12 protein-coding genes and 1 riboswitch are annotated in these 14,078 nt (G+C 63.2%); of the genes, 3 read left to right on the forward strand and 9 right to left on the reverse strand.

Features of this window, described 5'->3' with window-relative positions; genetic code table 11:
- Positions 1–62: 62 nt before the first annotated feature.
- From IV091_RS10480 to IV091_RS10500, 5 genes are all read right to left on the reverse strand, one after another.
- Positions 63–1,922 carry a SulP family inorganic anion transporter gene (locus tag IV091_RS10480; RefSeq protein WP_293468400.1) on the reverse strand — a complete coding sequence of 620 codons (1,860 nt, stop codon included), beginning with the start codon at positions 1,920–1,922 and terminating at the stop codon, positions 63–65.
- A gap of 37 nt (positions 1,923–1,959) precedes the next feature.
- Positions 1,960–3,336 carry a chromate efflux transporter gene (gene chrA, locus IV091_RS10485; protein WP_293468402.1) on the reverse strand — a complete coding sequence of 459 codons (1,377 nt, stop codon included), beginning with the start codon at positions 3,334–3,336 and terminating at the stop codon, positions 1,960–1,962.
- Entirely contained in the window at positions 3,333–3,938 is a 606-nt protein-coding gene (gene metW, locus IV091_RS10490; protein WP_293468404.1) for a methionine biosynthesis protein MetW, read from the reverse strand. The genes chrA and metW overlap by 4 nt, the downstream gene beginning before the upstream one ends.
- Positions 3,935–5,131, reverse strand: coding sequence for a homoserine O-acetyltransferase (locus IV091_RS10495; protein WP_293468406.1), 1,197 nt, complete (start codon positions 5,129–5,131; stop codon positions 3,935–3,937). The genes metW and IV091_RS10495 overlap by 4 nt, the downstream gene beginning before the upstream one ends.
- A 151-nt stretch (positions 5,132–5,282) precedes the next feature.
- Complete coding sequence (locus IV091_RS10500) at positions 5,283–5,849, reverse strand: TMEM165/GDT1 family protein (RefSeq protein WP_293468408.1); 567 nt, start codon at positions 5,847–5,849, stop codon at positions 5,283–5,285.
- A gap of 6 nt (positions 5,850–5,855) precedes the next feature.
- A riboswitch (yybP-ykoY riboswitch) is annotated at positions 5,856–6,060 on the reverse strand.
- Between the two features lie 155 nt (positions 6,061–6,215).
- Here IV091_RS10500 and IV091_RS10505 point away from each other — a divergent pair.
- Positions 6,216–7,418, forward strand: coding sequence for an ammonium transporter (locus IV091_RS10505; protein WP_293468410.1), 1,203 nt, complete (start codon positions 6,216–6,218; stop codon positions 7,416–7,418).
- Between the two features lie 606 nt (positions 7,419–8,024).
- Positions 8,025–8,489: an RNA-binding protein gene (locus tag IV091_RS10510; RefSeq protein WP_293468412.1), complete on the forward strand. Its 465-nt coding sequence runs from the start codon at positions 8,025–8,027 to the stop codon at positions 8,487–8,489.
- Positions 8,490–8,675: 186 nt separating this feature from the next.
- Here the strand turns inward: IV091_RS10510 and IV091_RS10515 are convergent, their stop codons facing one another.
- From IV091_RS10515 to IV091_RS10530, 4 genes are all read right to left on the reverse strand, one after another.
- Positions 8,676–9,440, reverse strand: coding sequence for an SDR family oxidoreductase (locus tag IV091_RS10515; protein WP_293468414.1), 765 nt, complete (start codon positions 9,438–9,440; stop codon positions 8,676–8,678).
- Between the two features lie 76 nt (positions 9,441–9,516).
- Positions 9,517–10,233 carry an LPS export ABC transporter periplasmic protein LptC gene (gene lptC, locus IV091_RS10520; RefSeq protein ID WP_293468416.1) on the reverse strand — a complete coding sequence of 239 codons (717 nt, stop codon included), beginning with the start codon at positions 10,231–10,233 and terminating at the stop codon, positions 9,517–9,519.
- Positions 10,230–10,745, reverse strand: a complete 516-nt coding sequence (locus IV091_RS10525) for an HAD hydrolase family protein (protein ID WP_293468429.1) — start codon at positions 10,743–10,745, stop codon at positions 10,230–10,232. The genes lptC and IV091_RS10525 overlap by 4 nt, the downstream gene beginning before the upstream one ends.
- Positions 10,746–10,903: 158 nt before the next feature.
- The gene (locus tag IV091_RS10530) at positions 10,904–11,896 is read right to left on the reverse strand and encodes a KpsF/GutQ family sugar-phosphate isomerase (protein ID WP_293468417.1); all 993 of its coding nucleotides are present in this window, start codon (positions 11,894–11,896) and stop codon (positions 10,904–10,906) included.
- Positions 11,897–11,969: 73 nt separating this feature from the next.
- Between IV091_RS10530 and IV091_RS10535 the strand changes: the two genes are divergently transcribed.
- On the forward strand, positions 11,970–13,955 hold the full coding sequence (locus IV091_RS10535; protein ID WP_293468419.1) for a monovalent cation:proton antiporter family protein: 1,986 nt from the start codon (positions 11,970–11,972) through the stop codon (positions 13,953–13,955).
- The last annotated feature ends 123 nt before the right edge of the window (positions 13,956–14,078 follow it).

Here is a 14,078-nt window from a genome sequence, read left to right on the forward strand (position 1 = left end):
CGGCGATCACGCCCGGCTCGGGCGGCAGCGCATCAACCTGACCTTTCGCCGCGCGGGGTGACTCAGGCTGTGGGCTGGTTTGCGGGGTCGTCGGCGCCCGGTGCCGTCTTGCATTCCCAGAAAATGCGGGCAGTGCAATGCCGGCAAATTTCGGGATCGAGCTTGCCGAAAATGGTGGAAATGGCGGTGAACTTGTCGGGAAACTGGTGCTCGGTGCCGAGCAAGGCGGTAAAGCCGGTCTTGCGCCACATGCGGATCACCTCGGGCCGGGGCCGGTGGAAGTACAGGTTGCCGCCCATGGCGCGGCGCGCGGCCAGCTCGGCGGCCCACAGTTCTGCGCCGGCCAGGTCGATGAAGTTCATGCTCTTGGCCATGACCAGCAAATGCTTTTGCGGATTGGGCTGGCTGCGCAGCGCGTGCAGGATGTCGGCCACATGCTGGGTGGCGCCGAAATAGACCTCGCCCTCCATGCGCAGCAGCTTGAGTTGCGGGCATTCAGGCAGGGTTTGATGCGGCGGCTCTTCGGGATCGTCCGGGGTGTCGATCACCACAAACTGCCGGTCCAGGCCCCGGCCGTCAAAGCCCATGCTGCGCATGGCGGGGCGCGAGGTACGGTACAAAAACGACATCAGCGACAGCAGCATGCCCAGCAAGATCGCAATCTCCAGCCGGATCGTGACCGTGGCCACCATAGTAGCCAGCGCCACGCCAAAATCGGTGCGGCTCAAGCCGAACAGCTGGCGCCAGCGCGCCAGGTCGAGCAGGCTCAAGGCCACCAGCACCAGCAGCGCCGACAGCGCGGCCATCGGAATTTGCGCCAGCAGCTGCGCGCTGACAGCCACCAGCCCCAGCAGCAGCAGCGCTGAAAACACCGAGGCCAGCGGTGTGCGTGCACCGGCTTGCAGGTTGGGCATGGAGCGGTTCATGGAGCCGCACGACACATAGCATGAGAAAAAACCGCCCACGATGTTGGACAGGCCCTGGCCGCGGAACTCGCGGTTGGCGTCAATCCGCTGGCCCGAGCGCAGCGCCACGGTCTTGGCAATCGAGATGGCTTGCCCCAGCGCCACGATGGTCAGCGCAAACGCCAGCCCGACCAGCTCGGACGCCTGCGCCCAGCTGATGTCCGGCATTTCAAAACGCGGCCAGGGCGTGGCGATGTGGCCCACGGTGCGCAGCGCCGATGACGGCGTGGTGCCGCCCGCCGCCCACTGGCTCCACAACCACGCCAGCGCGGTGGCCACCACCAGCCCGATCAGCATGTAGGGCCAGTCGCGGCGAAAGCGGCGCAGCAGCAGCGCCACGCCCAGCGTGATGGCGCCCACGGCCAGCGCCGCCGGCTGCGCGTTGGGCAGCTGCGTCAGCACATGCACCAGCACGGCGCCCGCACCGTGCCCGGGCGAGGCGGCCAGCCCCAGCAGGTCGGGCAGCGCATGCACGGCAATCAGCAGCGCCGCGCCCGAGGTGAAACCAAACAGCACGGCGGGCGAGATGAAATTGGCCAGCACGCCCAGGCGCAGCGCGCCAATCAGCCACTGCAACAAACCCACCATCACGGTGACGGCCAGCGCCAGCTGGATGTAGGCTGGGCTGAAGGCGATGGCCAGCGGCGACAGCATGGCAAACAGCGCCAGCGAATTGGCGTTGGTCGGGCCCGACATGACATGCCAGCTGGAGCCGAACAGCGCGGCAATGATGCACGGAACAATCGCGGTGTACAGGCCGTATTCAGGCGGCAGGCCGGCCAGCGTGGCAAAGGCAATGCCCTGCGGCAGCACCAGCACGGCGCCCAGCAGCCCGGCCAGCGCGTCCGCGCGCAGCGTGGCCGGGGTCACCCAGCGCACCCACGGGCCAAACAGCCGTTCGGCCACGCGTGCCGGCAGGGTCTTGAGGGAAAGGGCCGTAGCGTCTGGGGAATTCATCGCAACGCCAGCATAACGTGCATCGCCCGGTGGCGCGTCACGCCAGGGCCAGCCAGCGCAGCAGCAGCCCGGCGGCGGCCGACGCGGCAATCACCTGGATCACGCCCCACTTGAGCCGCCACAAGGCCAGCGCAGCGGCCACCACCAACGCCAGCGCCACCCCGTCTATTTGTGCATCAAATAGGCCTTTGGCGCCCGCCGGATAAGCGACAGCCGCCATAAAAAACAGCGCAAGATTGGCGATCACGCCGACCACGGCGGCCGTTACCGCCGCGAGCGGCGCGGTCAGTTTGAGGTTGCCACGCGTGGATTCGACCCACGGCCCGCCCGCCAGGATGAAGATGAAGGACGGCAAGAAGGTGAACCAGGTCGCCACGCAGGCGGCCAGCGCAGCCCCTAAAAACAGCGCGTCAGGCCCCGCCACCTGCTTGACCCAGCCGGCGACAAAACCGACAAATGCGACCACCATGATCAGCGGGCCGGGCGTTGTTTCGCCCAGCGCCAGGCCGTCCATCATCTGCCCGGTGCTAAGCCACTGGTACTGCTCGACCGCCGCCTGGTTGACATAGGGCAGCACGGCATAGGCGCCGCCAAAGGTCAGCAGCGCGGCCTTGGTGAAAAACCAGCCGATCTGCGTCAGCGTGCCGTTCCAGCCGACGCTGAAAAACAGCGCCGCCATGGGCAGCAGCCAGAGCGCCGCGCCCGCCAGCAGCACCGTGGCCAGCCGCGAGCGCTTGAACTGCGCGTGCGGCGGCGTGGGCGTGTCGTCGTCGATCAGCGCCGCGTCGCGCACGGTGCTCAGCCCCGTTGCATGGCCACGGCCATGCAGCAAGCTGCCAGGCGCCACGCGCGACAGCACCGCGCCCAGCAGCATCGCGCCCAGTACGACCAGCGGAAAAGGCAGCCGGAACGCCCAGATCGCTATGAAACTCATAGTGGCAATCGCCCACGGCACCGGGGCCAGCATCGGATTTCCTAATGACTTGCTGGCCATGCGGTGCAGCGCATGCAGCACAATCGCCGCCACCGCCGGCTTGATGCCGTAGAAAATCCCGGCCACCAGCGGCTGCTCGCCAAAGGCCATGTAGATCCAGCTCAGCGCTATCAGCAGCGCCAGCGATGGCAGAAAAAACAGGCTGCCCGCCACCACGCCGCCCCAGCTGCGGTGCATCAGCCAGCCTAAATAAGTGGCAAGCTGCTGCGCCTCGGGGCCGGGCAGCACCATGCAAAAGTTGAGCGCATGCAGAAAGCGCTTTTCAGACACCCAGCGGCGCTTTTCGACCAGCTCGCGGTGCATGATGGCGATTTGCCCGGCCGGCCCGCCAAAGCTGATAAAGCCCAGCTGCAGCCAGAAGCGCAACGCCGCCCCGAAGGGAATGGCGGGCGGCGGCTTGGCTTCAGTCCCTGGATTCACGCCCGCTGGACCTTGAACACCGCGCGGCTGGCACGCGCGTTGGGCATGAAACGGATTTCCCGGCCGTCCTGCAGGCCAAAGCGGTCCAGCACCTGCAGTTGGTTCTTCACGGCCAGGGCTTCAAAGTCCTGCAGCGTGCCGACGCGGATGTTGGGTGTGTCATACCACTGGTAGGGCAGCACCTTGGTCACCGGCATGCGGCCGCGCAGCACCGCCAGCCGGTTCGGCCAGTGGCCAAAGTTGGGAAAGGCGACGATGCCGATGCGGCCGACGCGGGCGGTTTCGCGCAACATGACTTCGGCATTGCGCAGATGCTGCAGCGTGTCGATCTGCAGCACCACGTCAAACGAGTGGTCGCCAAACACCGTCAGCCCTTCTTCCAGGTTGAGTTGCAGCACGTTGACGCCGCGCGCCACGCAGGCCTGCACATTGGCGTCATTCAGTTCCACGCCGTAGCCCGAGCAGCCGCGGTCCCGGATCAAATGGGCGAGCAGCTCGCCAGTGCCGCAGCCCAGGTCCAGCACGCGGGCACCGCGCGGCACCAACCGGGCAATCGACAGCATATCGGGTGAAGGCTGGTGCACTTCAGGTTGTTCGGTCATACCGCCACCTTGCTCTTGAAATAGGAGCGTACTACGCCCATGTAGCGAGGGTCATCTAGCAAAAAGGCATCATGACCGTGCGGCGCGTCGATTTCGGCGTAACTGACATCGCGCTGGTTGTCGAGCAGCGCCTTGACGATCTCGCGGCTGCGCGCCGGAGCAAAGCGCCAGTCGGTGGTGAAGCTGACCAGCAAGAACTTGGCCGTGGCCTGGGCCAGCGCGCGGCTCAGGTCGCCGCCGAATTCACTGGCGGGGTCAAAGTAGTCGAGCGCGCGGGTGATCAGCAGGTAGGTGTTGGCGTCAAAGTACTCGGCAAACTTGTCGCCCTGGTAGCGCAGGTAACTTTCAATCTGGAACTCGACGTCCTGCGTTGAATATTTATAGGCCCCCACGCTTTTCACTGTGTGCAATGCGCTGGCGCCCGCTTCGACCTCCACGTTGCGGCGCAACTGGCGGCCAAACTTTTCGTTCATCACGTCATCGCTCAAGTACGTGATGTGGCCAATCATGCGGGCAATGCGCAGGCCGCGCTTGGGCAACACGCCGTGCCGGTAAAAATGCCCGGCGTGAAAGTCGGGGTCGGTCACGATGGCGCGGCGCGCGACTTCGTTGAAGGCAATGTTTTCGGCCGTCAGGTTGGGCGCGCTGGCCACCACCACGGCGTGGCGCACACGGTCCGGGTATTGCAGCGTCCAGGCCAGCGCCTGCATGCCGCCCAGGCTGCCGCCCATCACGGCCGCCAGCGTCTGGATGCCCAGTGCATCGAGCAAGCGCGCCTGGGCGCTGACCCAGTCCTGTACCGTGACGACCGGGAAATCAGCGCCGTAGACCTCGCCCGTGTCGGGGTTGATCTGCATCGGCCCGGTGGAGCCAAAACACGAACCGAGGTTGTTCACGCCGATGACAAAAAACTGGTTGGTGTCCACCGGTTTGCCGGGGCCGATCATGGTGTCCCACCAGCCTTCGGACTTGTCCTTGACCTGGCCAGCCTCGTCCAGATAGACGCCGGCCACATGGTGCGAGGCGTTGAGCGCGTGGCAGATCAGCACCGCATTGGATTTGTCGGCGTTGAGCTGGCCGTAGGTTTCATAGCTCAGGTCGTAGGCACGAATCGAGGCGCCGCTCTGCAAGGGCAGCGCGTCCCTGAAGTGCATGGACTGTGGCGTGGCGACAAGAACGGAGGCAAAAGACACGATGGCAAGACCCTGACTACAAAAAGCAAAGCGGCAAAAAGAAAACCCGGCATCGCTGAAAGGCGAGTCCGGGTTCGTGGTGCATCGTCTTTAGCGGTACTTTTTACGCGCCCGCAAGCTGAACAAATCGGCGCTCGATCAGTATAGCAATCTAGGCTGGCAGCAGCAGCGCCAGCCCGCCCAGCACGACGAAGATCAGGGCCGACACGATATGCACCACCCGCAGTGGAACCAGCTTGGTGACGCGGCTGCCGAGCCAGACTACCGGCGCGTTGGCCAGCATCATGCCCAGCGTGGTGCCGGCCACGACCCACAGGTAGGCGTCGTAGCGGGCGGCCAGCATCACCGTTGCAATCTGGGTCTTGTCGCCCATTTCGGCCAGGAAAAACACGAACACGGTGGTGCCGAACACGCCAAAGCGGGGCGGCTTGTTGTCAGTGTCATCGTCGTCAAGCTTGTCCGGAATCAGCATCCACACCGCCATGGCAATGAAGGAGATGCCCAGAATCCAGCGCATGGCTTGCGGGCTGATCAGTGTATTGACCCAGGCCCCCAGGGCGCCGGCCATGGCATGGTTGGCAATGGTGGCCACCAGGATGCCAAAGACGATGGGCCAGGGTTTTCGAAACCGCGCGGCCAGCACGAGCGCAAGCAGTTGCGTCTTGTCGCCCATTTCGGCGAGGGCGACGATGCCGGTAGAGATAAGGAAAGCTTCCATGAAACCAATGACTCCGGCCGGATTAAACCCGTGACTGCACGACATCCCCGGCCTGAACGGAGGCTGTGCAGTCAAAAGTCTCGCCAAGTCAAAACCGTTTGCGCCATGTTGACCCGGGATATTCCCAAAGCCAGACAAGTGTGTTGACGCAAACCCCTCTCAAATCCTGCCAGAGCAGGAAGGAGGGAGGCTACTCCCCAATGACAGGCTGCAGTATAACGGCTCGTGCCCGTTCAACAACCCCGGCGGGCGAAGGTCAATGCCAACTTGCACGCTTGCGGCGCATTTCTTGCTTGTATTTGGTGCCATTCTGCGTGTTTCCCAAAAAACGCACCAAGACAACACATTTCATTCAAAGAGGACAATATGCAAGCACTACAACAGGGCTCGAACGCCTTGTTCATTCTGTTGGGCGGCATCATGGTGCTGGCCATGCACGCCGGATTTGCCTTCCTGGAACTCGGCACGGTTCGCAAAAAGAACCAGGTCAATGCGCTGGTCAAGATACTCGTGGACTTCTCGGTGTCGACCGTGGTGTATTTTGCAGTGGGCTACGGCGTGGCCTATGGCACCCATTTCTTCGTGGGCGCCGAGGAATTGGCCGCCAAAAACGGCTACGAGCTGGTCAGGTTCTTTTTCCTGCTGACCTTTGCGGCGGCGATACCGGCGATTATTTCAGGCGGCATTGCAGAACGGGCGCGTTTTTATCCTCAATTGATCGCAACGGCGGTCATCGTCGGTTTTGTTTATCCATTTTTCGAGGGCATTGCCTGGAACCAGCACTTTGGCGTGCAGGCCTGGATCAAGTCGCTCACTGGCGCAGAATTCCATGATTTCGCCGGTTCGGTGGTGGTGCATGCGATGGGTGGCTGGCTCGCGCTGCCGGCGGTGATCTTGCTGGGTGCCCGCAGCAACCGCTACCGCAAGGACGGTGCCGTGTCCGCGCACCCGCCGTCCAACATTCCGTTTCTGGCGCTGGGCGCCTGGATTTTGGTGATCGGCTGGTTTGGCTTCAACGTCATGAGCGCGCAAACCATAGACAAGATTTCCGGACTGGTCGCCGTTAATTCACTGATGGCCATGGTGGGGGGCACGCTGGCCGCGCTGGCTGCTGGCAAAAACGACCCCGGCTTTGTCCACAACGGGCCGCTGGCCGGGCTGGTCGCCGTGTGCGCCGGTTCAGACCTGATGCACCCGCTGGGCGCACTGGTCACCGGCGGGGTGGCGGGCGCGGTGTTTGTCGTGATGTTCACACTGACGCAGAACAAGTGGAAGATTGACGATGTCTTGGGCGTCTGGCCACTGCACGGCCTGTGCGGCGCCTGGGGCGGCATCGCCGCAGGCATTTTTGGCAGCAAGGCGCTGGGCGGGCTGGGCGGCGTGAGCCTGGGCGCGCAAGTCATGGGTACCGCCATGGGCGTGGGCTGGGCGCTGCTGGCCGGTTTTGCCGTGTATGGCACGCTCAAGGCCACCATGGGACTGCGCTTGAGCCAGGAAGAAGAATTTGACGGCGCGGATTTATCGATACATCGCATTGGTGCCACCCCTGACCGCGAGGTCAACTGGTAGCAAGTTGCCGCCCGACCCGATGCGCACAGCTTATTTGAAACTTTTTGTAACCTACTCAAAGCGATACGCGCGGGGCCCCTCGCGCTGAACAGCCGAAAACCAGTCGACGGGCGCGGCACGCTGCCCAAGCCGGGCGCTTGGGCGGACATTTCGGCCAGGCCGCTTGCTTCACAGCTGACCTGTGGTCGTAAATACGATAACTTTTCTTATCCGTTCACTAAAGTTTGGCTTTTATCCCGATAAAGCCTGATTTTTTGTCGTTGAAAGTGCTCGTATGGATCGCCAATGCCCCACTGTCTGGATGCGGTGCATGCAAAGCCGGCTAGTTGGCAGCCTTTAGACGCTTGCCGGTCAACACTCAAGGCGACGCAACAACAAAACCATCAAGCGTGGCCAAATGGTTACGCATGCGGGTTGGCAGTGCCTGGAGAGCCAGGAAGGCCACTTGTATTTTCAATAACTGACGCATAATATTGGGGTGCAAGCTTTCATGCTTGCACAAGTTAGGTGATCGGTCAGTTTCGCGCGCTACAGCGGTACGTTAAACATTTGTTGAGCTTTCGGGACCCCATCGCTTTTGTTATTGTGTTTTAGAGGAGTCCCTTCATGGGCAACAAACTATACGTCGGCAACCTGCCTTACTCAGTGCGCGACGAAGATCTGCAACAGTCTTTCGGTCAATTTGGTGCTGTGACCAGCGCCAAAGTGATGATGGAGCGTGACACCGGCCGTTCAAAAGGCTTCGGCTTTGTCGAAATGGCCAGCGATGCAGAAGCACAAGCTGCGATTAACGGCATGAACGGCCAGCCTTTGGGCGGCCGTAGCGTTGTTGTGAACGAAGCCCGTCCGATGGAGGCACGTCCTCCACGTACCGGCGGCTTCGGCGGCGGTGGTGGCGGCTACGGCGGCGGTGGCGATCGCTCTGGCGGCGGCGGTTACGGCGGTGGCGGTGGCGGCGGCCGTTCTGGTGGCGGCGGCGGTGACGGCGGTTTCCGTAGCCCGTACGGCGGCGGCGGTGCTGGCGGCGGCCGTTCCGGTGGCGGCGGCGGTGGTGGACGCGGCGGCTACTAAGCCCTGCGAAACCCTCGCTACTGGCTGACCAGCCAGTGCAAATAGCTTCTTCAACTTCACGTTGAGGAGTGCAAAAAAGGCTTCAAGATTAACTTCTTGAAGCCTTTTTGCTTTTTGGTGTGATGTGGGCCTGTGCAGCCGCTGTGCCAACGCCAGGCACACACGATTGGAAATGGTGGAACTGAATCAGCGCTGGCCTTGCCGGTGCTTGCGGGCGCGGCCTGCCAGGGCACGGTCGAACACCCCGTTGGGCAGCAGGCGAAGCAACTTGGCCACCACGCCCATTTGCCACGGAATAACGCAATAACTGCGGCCGGCCTGAATGACCGCAAAAGCCCTGTCGGCAAAGGTTTCAACAGGCATCAAAAACGGCATCGCATAGCGGTTTTGCCGTGTCAGCGCTGTGTCGACATACCCCGGACAAATCGTCACCACTTTCACGCCGCTGGAGCGAAGCTCGCCGCGCAGGCTTTCGCAGTAGCTGATCACCGCAGCCTTGCTGGAACAATACGCCCCATGGCCGGGCAGACCGCGTATGCCGGCGACGCTTCCTATGCCGACCAGCGTACCGCATCCCCGCGCCACCATGGCCGCCACAAAGGGATGAAACGTAGCCGCCATGCCAATGTTGTTGACAGCAAATAGCCGGGCCATGACATCAACATCCTCCCGGATGGCGGTATCCATGCCTATGCTGATACCGGCGCTGGCAATCACGACATCGGGTACGCCCTGGGCCAGGATGCACGCCTGCCCGGCGGCCACCATACTGTCGGCATGCGACACATCAGCGCTATAGACTGCATAACGGCTGGGGCTGATGGCGTTTTCGTCAGCCCACAAGTGGACTTCTTCGGTTCGTCGCGCAAGCATTGCCAGCCTGAAGCCGGCCGCATGGTAGCGCAGGGCCAGCGCCTGGCCGATGCCGCTCGAAGCACCGGTGATAAACACCAGACGCCTCGCTGGATCCGGGCTTTGGCGCTGCGCTGAAACTGCTTTTGGTTCGGGCGGCACACCAGCACCCATGCTAACGGGCTGGCGGTGCGGAAGGCAACGCCCCGTTCGCAGCGCCAGCAGATTTCGGCATCAGTACGCCCCGAACGCGCCCTTTCAGGTTAGCCACCTGGTCCAGGTTGTCATAGGCGAAGCTGTCGCCGGTGAACTGGTCATTGCCCCGGATCAACACCACGGGTTTATGGGACGTGACACGCTCCTCGTTCAAAAACGCATGAAGAAAGTCCCCGCGAAATTCGAGCCGCGGCGTTTCCTTGCCGGCGGCATTCCGGCTGGGCTCGCGTACCACGCGCGCGTTTCCCGTCAACTGGACCTCCGAGCCATCGCTATTGACATAAGCCCGATTGGCCGTGGCCACGGTGACATGCCCTTCAGGATTGGTGCTTCGGATGCGCACCTGATCAATTTCAAGAATGTCGGTATCCGGAAAATGGCGCCCCTCGACGCCATAGATTTCGGTTTTGAGCCGCCCGCCCTCGTCATAGTTTTTAACCGTGAACTTTCGCATGAAATAGTCCACCTCGTGGCGGGCCTCTGTCGCCGCCTCGGGTGCATTGAAGACCGGCGTGTTGCGCACCAGCCAGTATGTCCCCAGCGCCAGCACGCCCATCATCAGCAATGGCATGTAAATGGCCGTGCTGTCCCATACGCGCAAGAGCGAGGACCAGGCGTTTTGTAGCTGCGATGGCAAGCTGCCGCGGCCCGGGGCAATCGATGGCGCATTGGTCATTGCGCGCAGGCGTGGAGCAGGCGGGCGTAGCTGCCGCTGGCCACCAGCAGCAAGTCGCAGAACTCGCGCGCGGCGCCCTGTCCACCGGACGCCTGCGTGATGAAATGGGCTTGCGCCCTGACTTCCACATGCGCGTTGACCGGTGCGCAACTGATCGCCACCCGGCGCATCACCGCCAGGTCAGGCCAGTCATCGCCCATGGCCGCCGCTTCGCTCCAGTCCAGTCCCAGTGCCTGCAGGGTGATCTCGGCGGCGGGGCGCTTGTCTTCGGTACCAAAGTGTGCGTGCGTGATGCCCAGCGCGCGCAGCCTGGCGCGCAGCGCAGGACTGTCGCGGCCGGTGATGACTGCTGGCGTGATGCCCGCTTGTTGCAGCAGTTTCAGACCATGGCCGTCCAGCGTATTGAAACGCTTGATCTGCTCACCGTCCCCAGACATGTAAAGACCGCCGTCCGTCAGCACGCCATCCACGTCGAAAAATGCCACTTTCACGCCTTGCGCGCGCAGCAGCATTTCGGGCGGGAAATTCAAGGACGGTTTCAGCGCCGGCACCGGCTGCGAAACACATGAAGTGGAGAGCGTGGAGGTCTCCGAACGCAGCGGCGGGCCGCCCCGAGCAAGTTCAGCCCCCTCGGGGGGCAGCGCATTACACGCCGTGAAAAGCGTGGGGGTCATATCACCTTGGCCCGCATCAGATCATTGGTATTGAGCGCGCCACACAGCACGCCAGCCTCGTCAACCACCAGCACGCTGGTAATGCTGTACTGCTCCATCAATGCGACGGCCGCGACGGCCAGGGAATCAGCACGCACGGTGTGCGGCTGCGCATGCATCACATCGGCTGCCGTGCTGCTGCGCAAGTCCACGCCCTGCTCCACCAGACGGCGCAAGTCGCCATCCGTGAAGATGCCCAGCACCCGCTGCTGGTCATCCACCACGGCGGTGGCGCCCAGGCCCTTGGCGCTCATCTCGCGCATGATGCCGGTAAAAGGGGTTTCCAGCCCAACCTGCGGAACGGCGTCGCCGCTGCGCATCACGTCACTGACATGGGTCAGCAACTTGCGGCCCAGCGCACCGCCCGGGTGCGAGCGCGCAAAGTCTTCCTCCTTGAAACCGCGCGCATCGAGCAGCGCCACGGCCAGCGCATCGCCCAGCGCCAGTTGCGCCGTGGTGCTGGCCGTAGGCGCCAGGTTCAGGGGACAGGCCTCTTGGGCCACGCTGCTGTCGAGCGTGACGCGGGCCTGTCTGGCCAACGCCGATTGCGCGCCGCCCGTGATGGCAACGAGCGGCACCCCAAGCCGGCTCAGCACCGGCAAAATCGCGGTCAGTTCCCCGCTCTCGCCACTGTTGGAAATGGCCAGCACCAGATCCAGGCTGGTGATCATGCCCAGATCGCCATGGCTGGCTTCGGCCGGGTGCACAAACAGGGCCGGCGTGCCCGTGGAGGCCAGCGTGGCGGCAATCTTGCGACCTATATGCCCGCTTTTACCCATCCCCATGACCACCACGCGGCCCCGGCATGCCAGCATCAGCCGTACCGCCTCGGCAAACTCGGCGCCGACACGGCCAGCCAGTCCCAGCACAGCAGCGGCTTCTATTTCAAAGGTCTTGCGTGCAAGCGTCAGCGCCTGATCGGCATTAAAGGGGGTGGCGTCAAAGCTCATGCCTGCATTCTATAGAGGCGAAGGGCGGCAGAATGCGGGCGGAATGCGCAATCCCATCAGCTACCATCAACGCATGAGCGCGCTCGAACTGACACTGCTGTATCTGCTGGCCGCCGTGCTGGGCGTGGTGGCCTGCCGCTCGCTCAAATTGCCGCCCATGCTGGGTTACCTGGCCGTCGGCGTGGTGATTGGACCGCATGCGCTGGCTTTGTCGCAAAACTCCGACGGTGTGCGCCATCTGGGCGAGTTCGGCGTGGTGTTTCTGATGTTTGTGATCGGGCTCGAATTCAATCTGCCCAAGCTGCGCTCCATGCGTCGCCACGTCTTCGGGCTGGGCATGCTCCAGGTGGTGCTGACCGTGACGCTGGCCACGGTAGGCTCGCTGTTTCTGGCCAGCCTGGCCCCCACGCTGTGGAAGATGGGCTGGCAAACCACGTTGGCCCTGTCCGGTGCCATGGCCATGAGCAGCACGGCGATTGTGGTCAAACTGCTGTCAGAGCGGCTGGAGCTGGAGTCCGAACACGGCAAACGCGTGATGGGCGTGCTGCTGTTCCAGGACCTGGCCGTGGTGCCGCTGCTGGTGCTGATCCCGGCGCTCGGTTCGCCGCCAGACCAGCTTTTCATGGCACTGGGAATTGCCGGGCTCAAGGCGACCCTGCTGGTGGGCCTGCTGCTCACGGGCGGGCAGCGCGTCATGCGCTGGTGGCTCACCCTGGTGGCACGGCGCAAAAGCGAAGAACTTTTTGTATTGAACCTGCTGCTGGTGACGCTGGCGCTGGCCTGGCTGACCGAGCGGGCCGGACTGAGTCTGGCGCTTGGCGCTTTCATTGCCGGCATGCTGATTTCAGAAACCGAATTCAAGCACCAGGTTGAAACCGACATCCGGCCTTTTCACGATGTCCTGCTGGGCCTGTTTTTCATCAGCATCGGCATGATGCTGGACTGGCGCGAAGTGGCGCGGCACTGGCCGATGGTGATGCTGCTGGTGACGCTGCCGGTTCTGTTCAAACTGGTGATGGTCGCGTTGCTGGCGCGCGCGCTGGGGGGCACCGGCGGCGTGTCCTTGCGCACCGGTCTGTACCTGGCGCAGGCCGGCGAGTTCGGCTTTGTGTTGCTGACGCTGGCGCAGGGCAACAACCTTGTTCCACCGGCGCTGCTCAATCCCATTCTGGCCAGCATGGTGCTGTCGATGCTGGCGACGCCCTTCATCATCATGTACAGCAACCAGATTGTGATGAAGCTGGTTTCCAGTGAATGGCTGCAGCAGTCATTGCAAATGACCACGATTGCGCGCAAGTCCATCAACGTCGACAAGCATGTGATCATTTGTGGCTACGGCCGCTGCGGTCAGAACCTGGGCCGCATGCTGGAAAGCGAAGGCATTCCCTACATGGCGCTGGATCTTGACCCCGACCGGGTGCGCCAGGCTGCAGCCGCTGGCGATTCAGTGGTGTTTGGCGATGCGGTGCGGCTGCAGTCCCTGATTGCAGCGGGCCTCGCGCGCGCCAGCGCCGTGGTGGTGACCTATCTGGACACGGCCAGCGCTCTCAAGGTACTGGCCAATACGCGTGCCCATGCGCCCACGGTGCCCGTGATCGTGCGCACGGTGGATGACCATGACCTTGAAAAACTGCGGACCGCTGGCGCCACAGAAGTCGTGCCCGAGGCGATTGAGGGCAGCCTGATGCTGGCCAGCCATGCGCTGGCGCTGGTGGGCGTGCCCATGCGCCGCGTGATCCGTATGGTGCAGGACCAGCGCGATGCCCGCTACAACCTGCTGCGCGGCTACTTCCGTGGCGCAGACGACGACACCATCAACGACATCGAGCAAGATCGCCTTTCCACGGTGACCCTGCCACTGGGCATCAAATGCGTGGGCAAGCCGCTGGGCCGGCTGGCGCTGCCAGCGGCAGGCGTGCGCGTCGTCAGCCTGCGGCGCAGCAGCGGAAAAGCGCTGGAGGCCCTGGACGAAACGCTGCTCGAAGGCGGCGACACCCTGGTGCTATCGGGCAAGCCGGCCGCGCTGGCCATCGCCGAGCAGAAACTTTTGGGTGGCTGAAAGCTCACACAGGCATGAACAGACGTATGGTGACCGCCGCGCTGCTGGCGGCGCCCTGGCTGGCCAGGGCAAACAGCGAACCCCTCGAAGCGCATCTGCGTGCGGGTGCCTGTGCGCTGCTGC

The organism is Polaromonas sp., assembly GCF_018780625.1.
Classification (GTDB): Bacteria; Pseudomonadota; Gammaproteobacteria; order Burkholderiales; family Burkholderiaceae_C; genus Polaromonas.

Excerpts from the sequence above, each read along its gene's own strand:
- IV091_RS10480 (WP_293468400.1), bottom strand. The coding sequence starts at position 1,922 with ATGAATTCCCCAGACGCTACGGCCCTTTCCCTCAAGACCCTGCCGGCA.
- metW (WP_293468404.1), bottom strand. The coding sequence starts at position 3,938 with ATGACCGAACAACCTGAAGTGCACCAGCCTTCACCCGATATGCTGTCG.
- IV091_RS10500 (WP_293468408.1), bottom strand. The coding sequence starts at position 5,849 with ATGGAAGCTTTCCTTATCTCTACCGGCATCGTCGCCCTCGCCGAAATG.
- IV091_RS10505 (WP_293468410.1), top strand. The coding sequence starts at position 6,216 with ATGCAAGCACTACAACAGGGCTCGAACGCCTTGTTCATTCTGTTGGGC.
- IV091_RS10510 (WP_293468412.1), top strand. The coding sequence starts at position 8,025 with ATGGGCAACAAACTATACGTCGGCAACCTGCCTTACTCAGTGCGCGAC.
- lptC (WP_293468416.1), bottom strand. The coding sequence starts at position 10,233 with ATGACCAATGCGCCATCGATTGCCCCGGGCCGCGGCAGCTTGCCATCG.
- IV091_RS10525 (WP_293468429.1), bottom strand. The coding sequence starts at position 10,745 with ATGCTGCTGCGCGCGCAAGGCGTGAAAGTGGCATTTTTCGACGTGGAT.
- IV091_RS10530 (WP_293468417.1), bottom strand. The coding sequence starts at position 11,896 with ATGAGCTTTGACGCCACCCCCTTTAATGCCGATCAGGCGCTGACGCTT.
- IV091_RS10535 (WP_293468419.1), top strand. The coding sequence starts at position 11,970 with ATGAGCGCGCTCGAACTGACACTGCTGTATCTGCTGGCCGCCGTGCTG.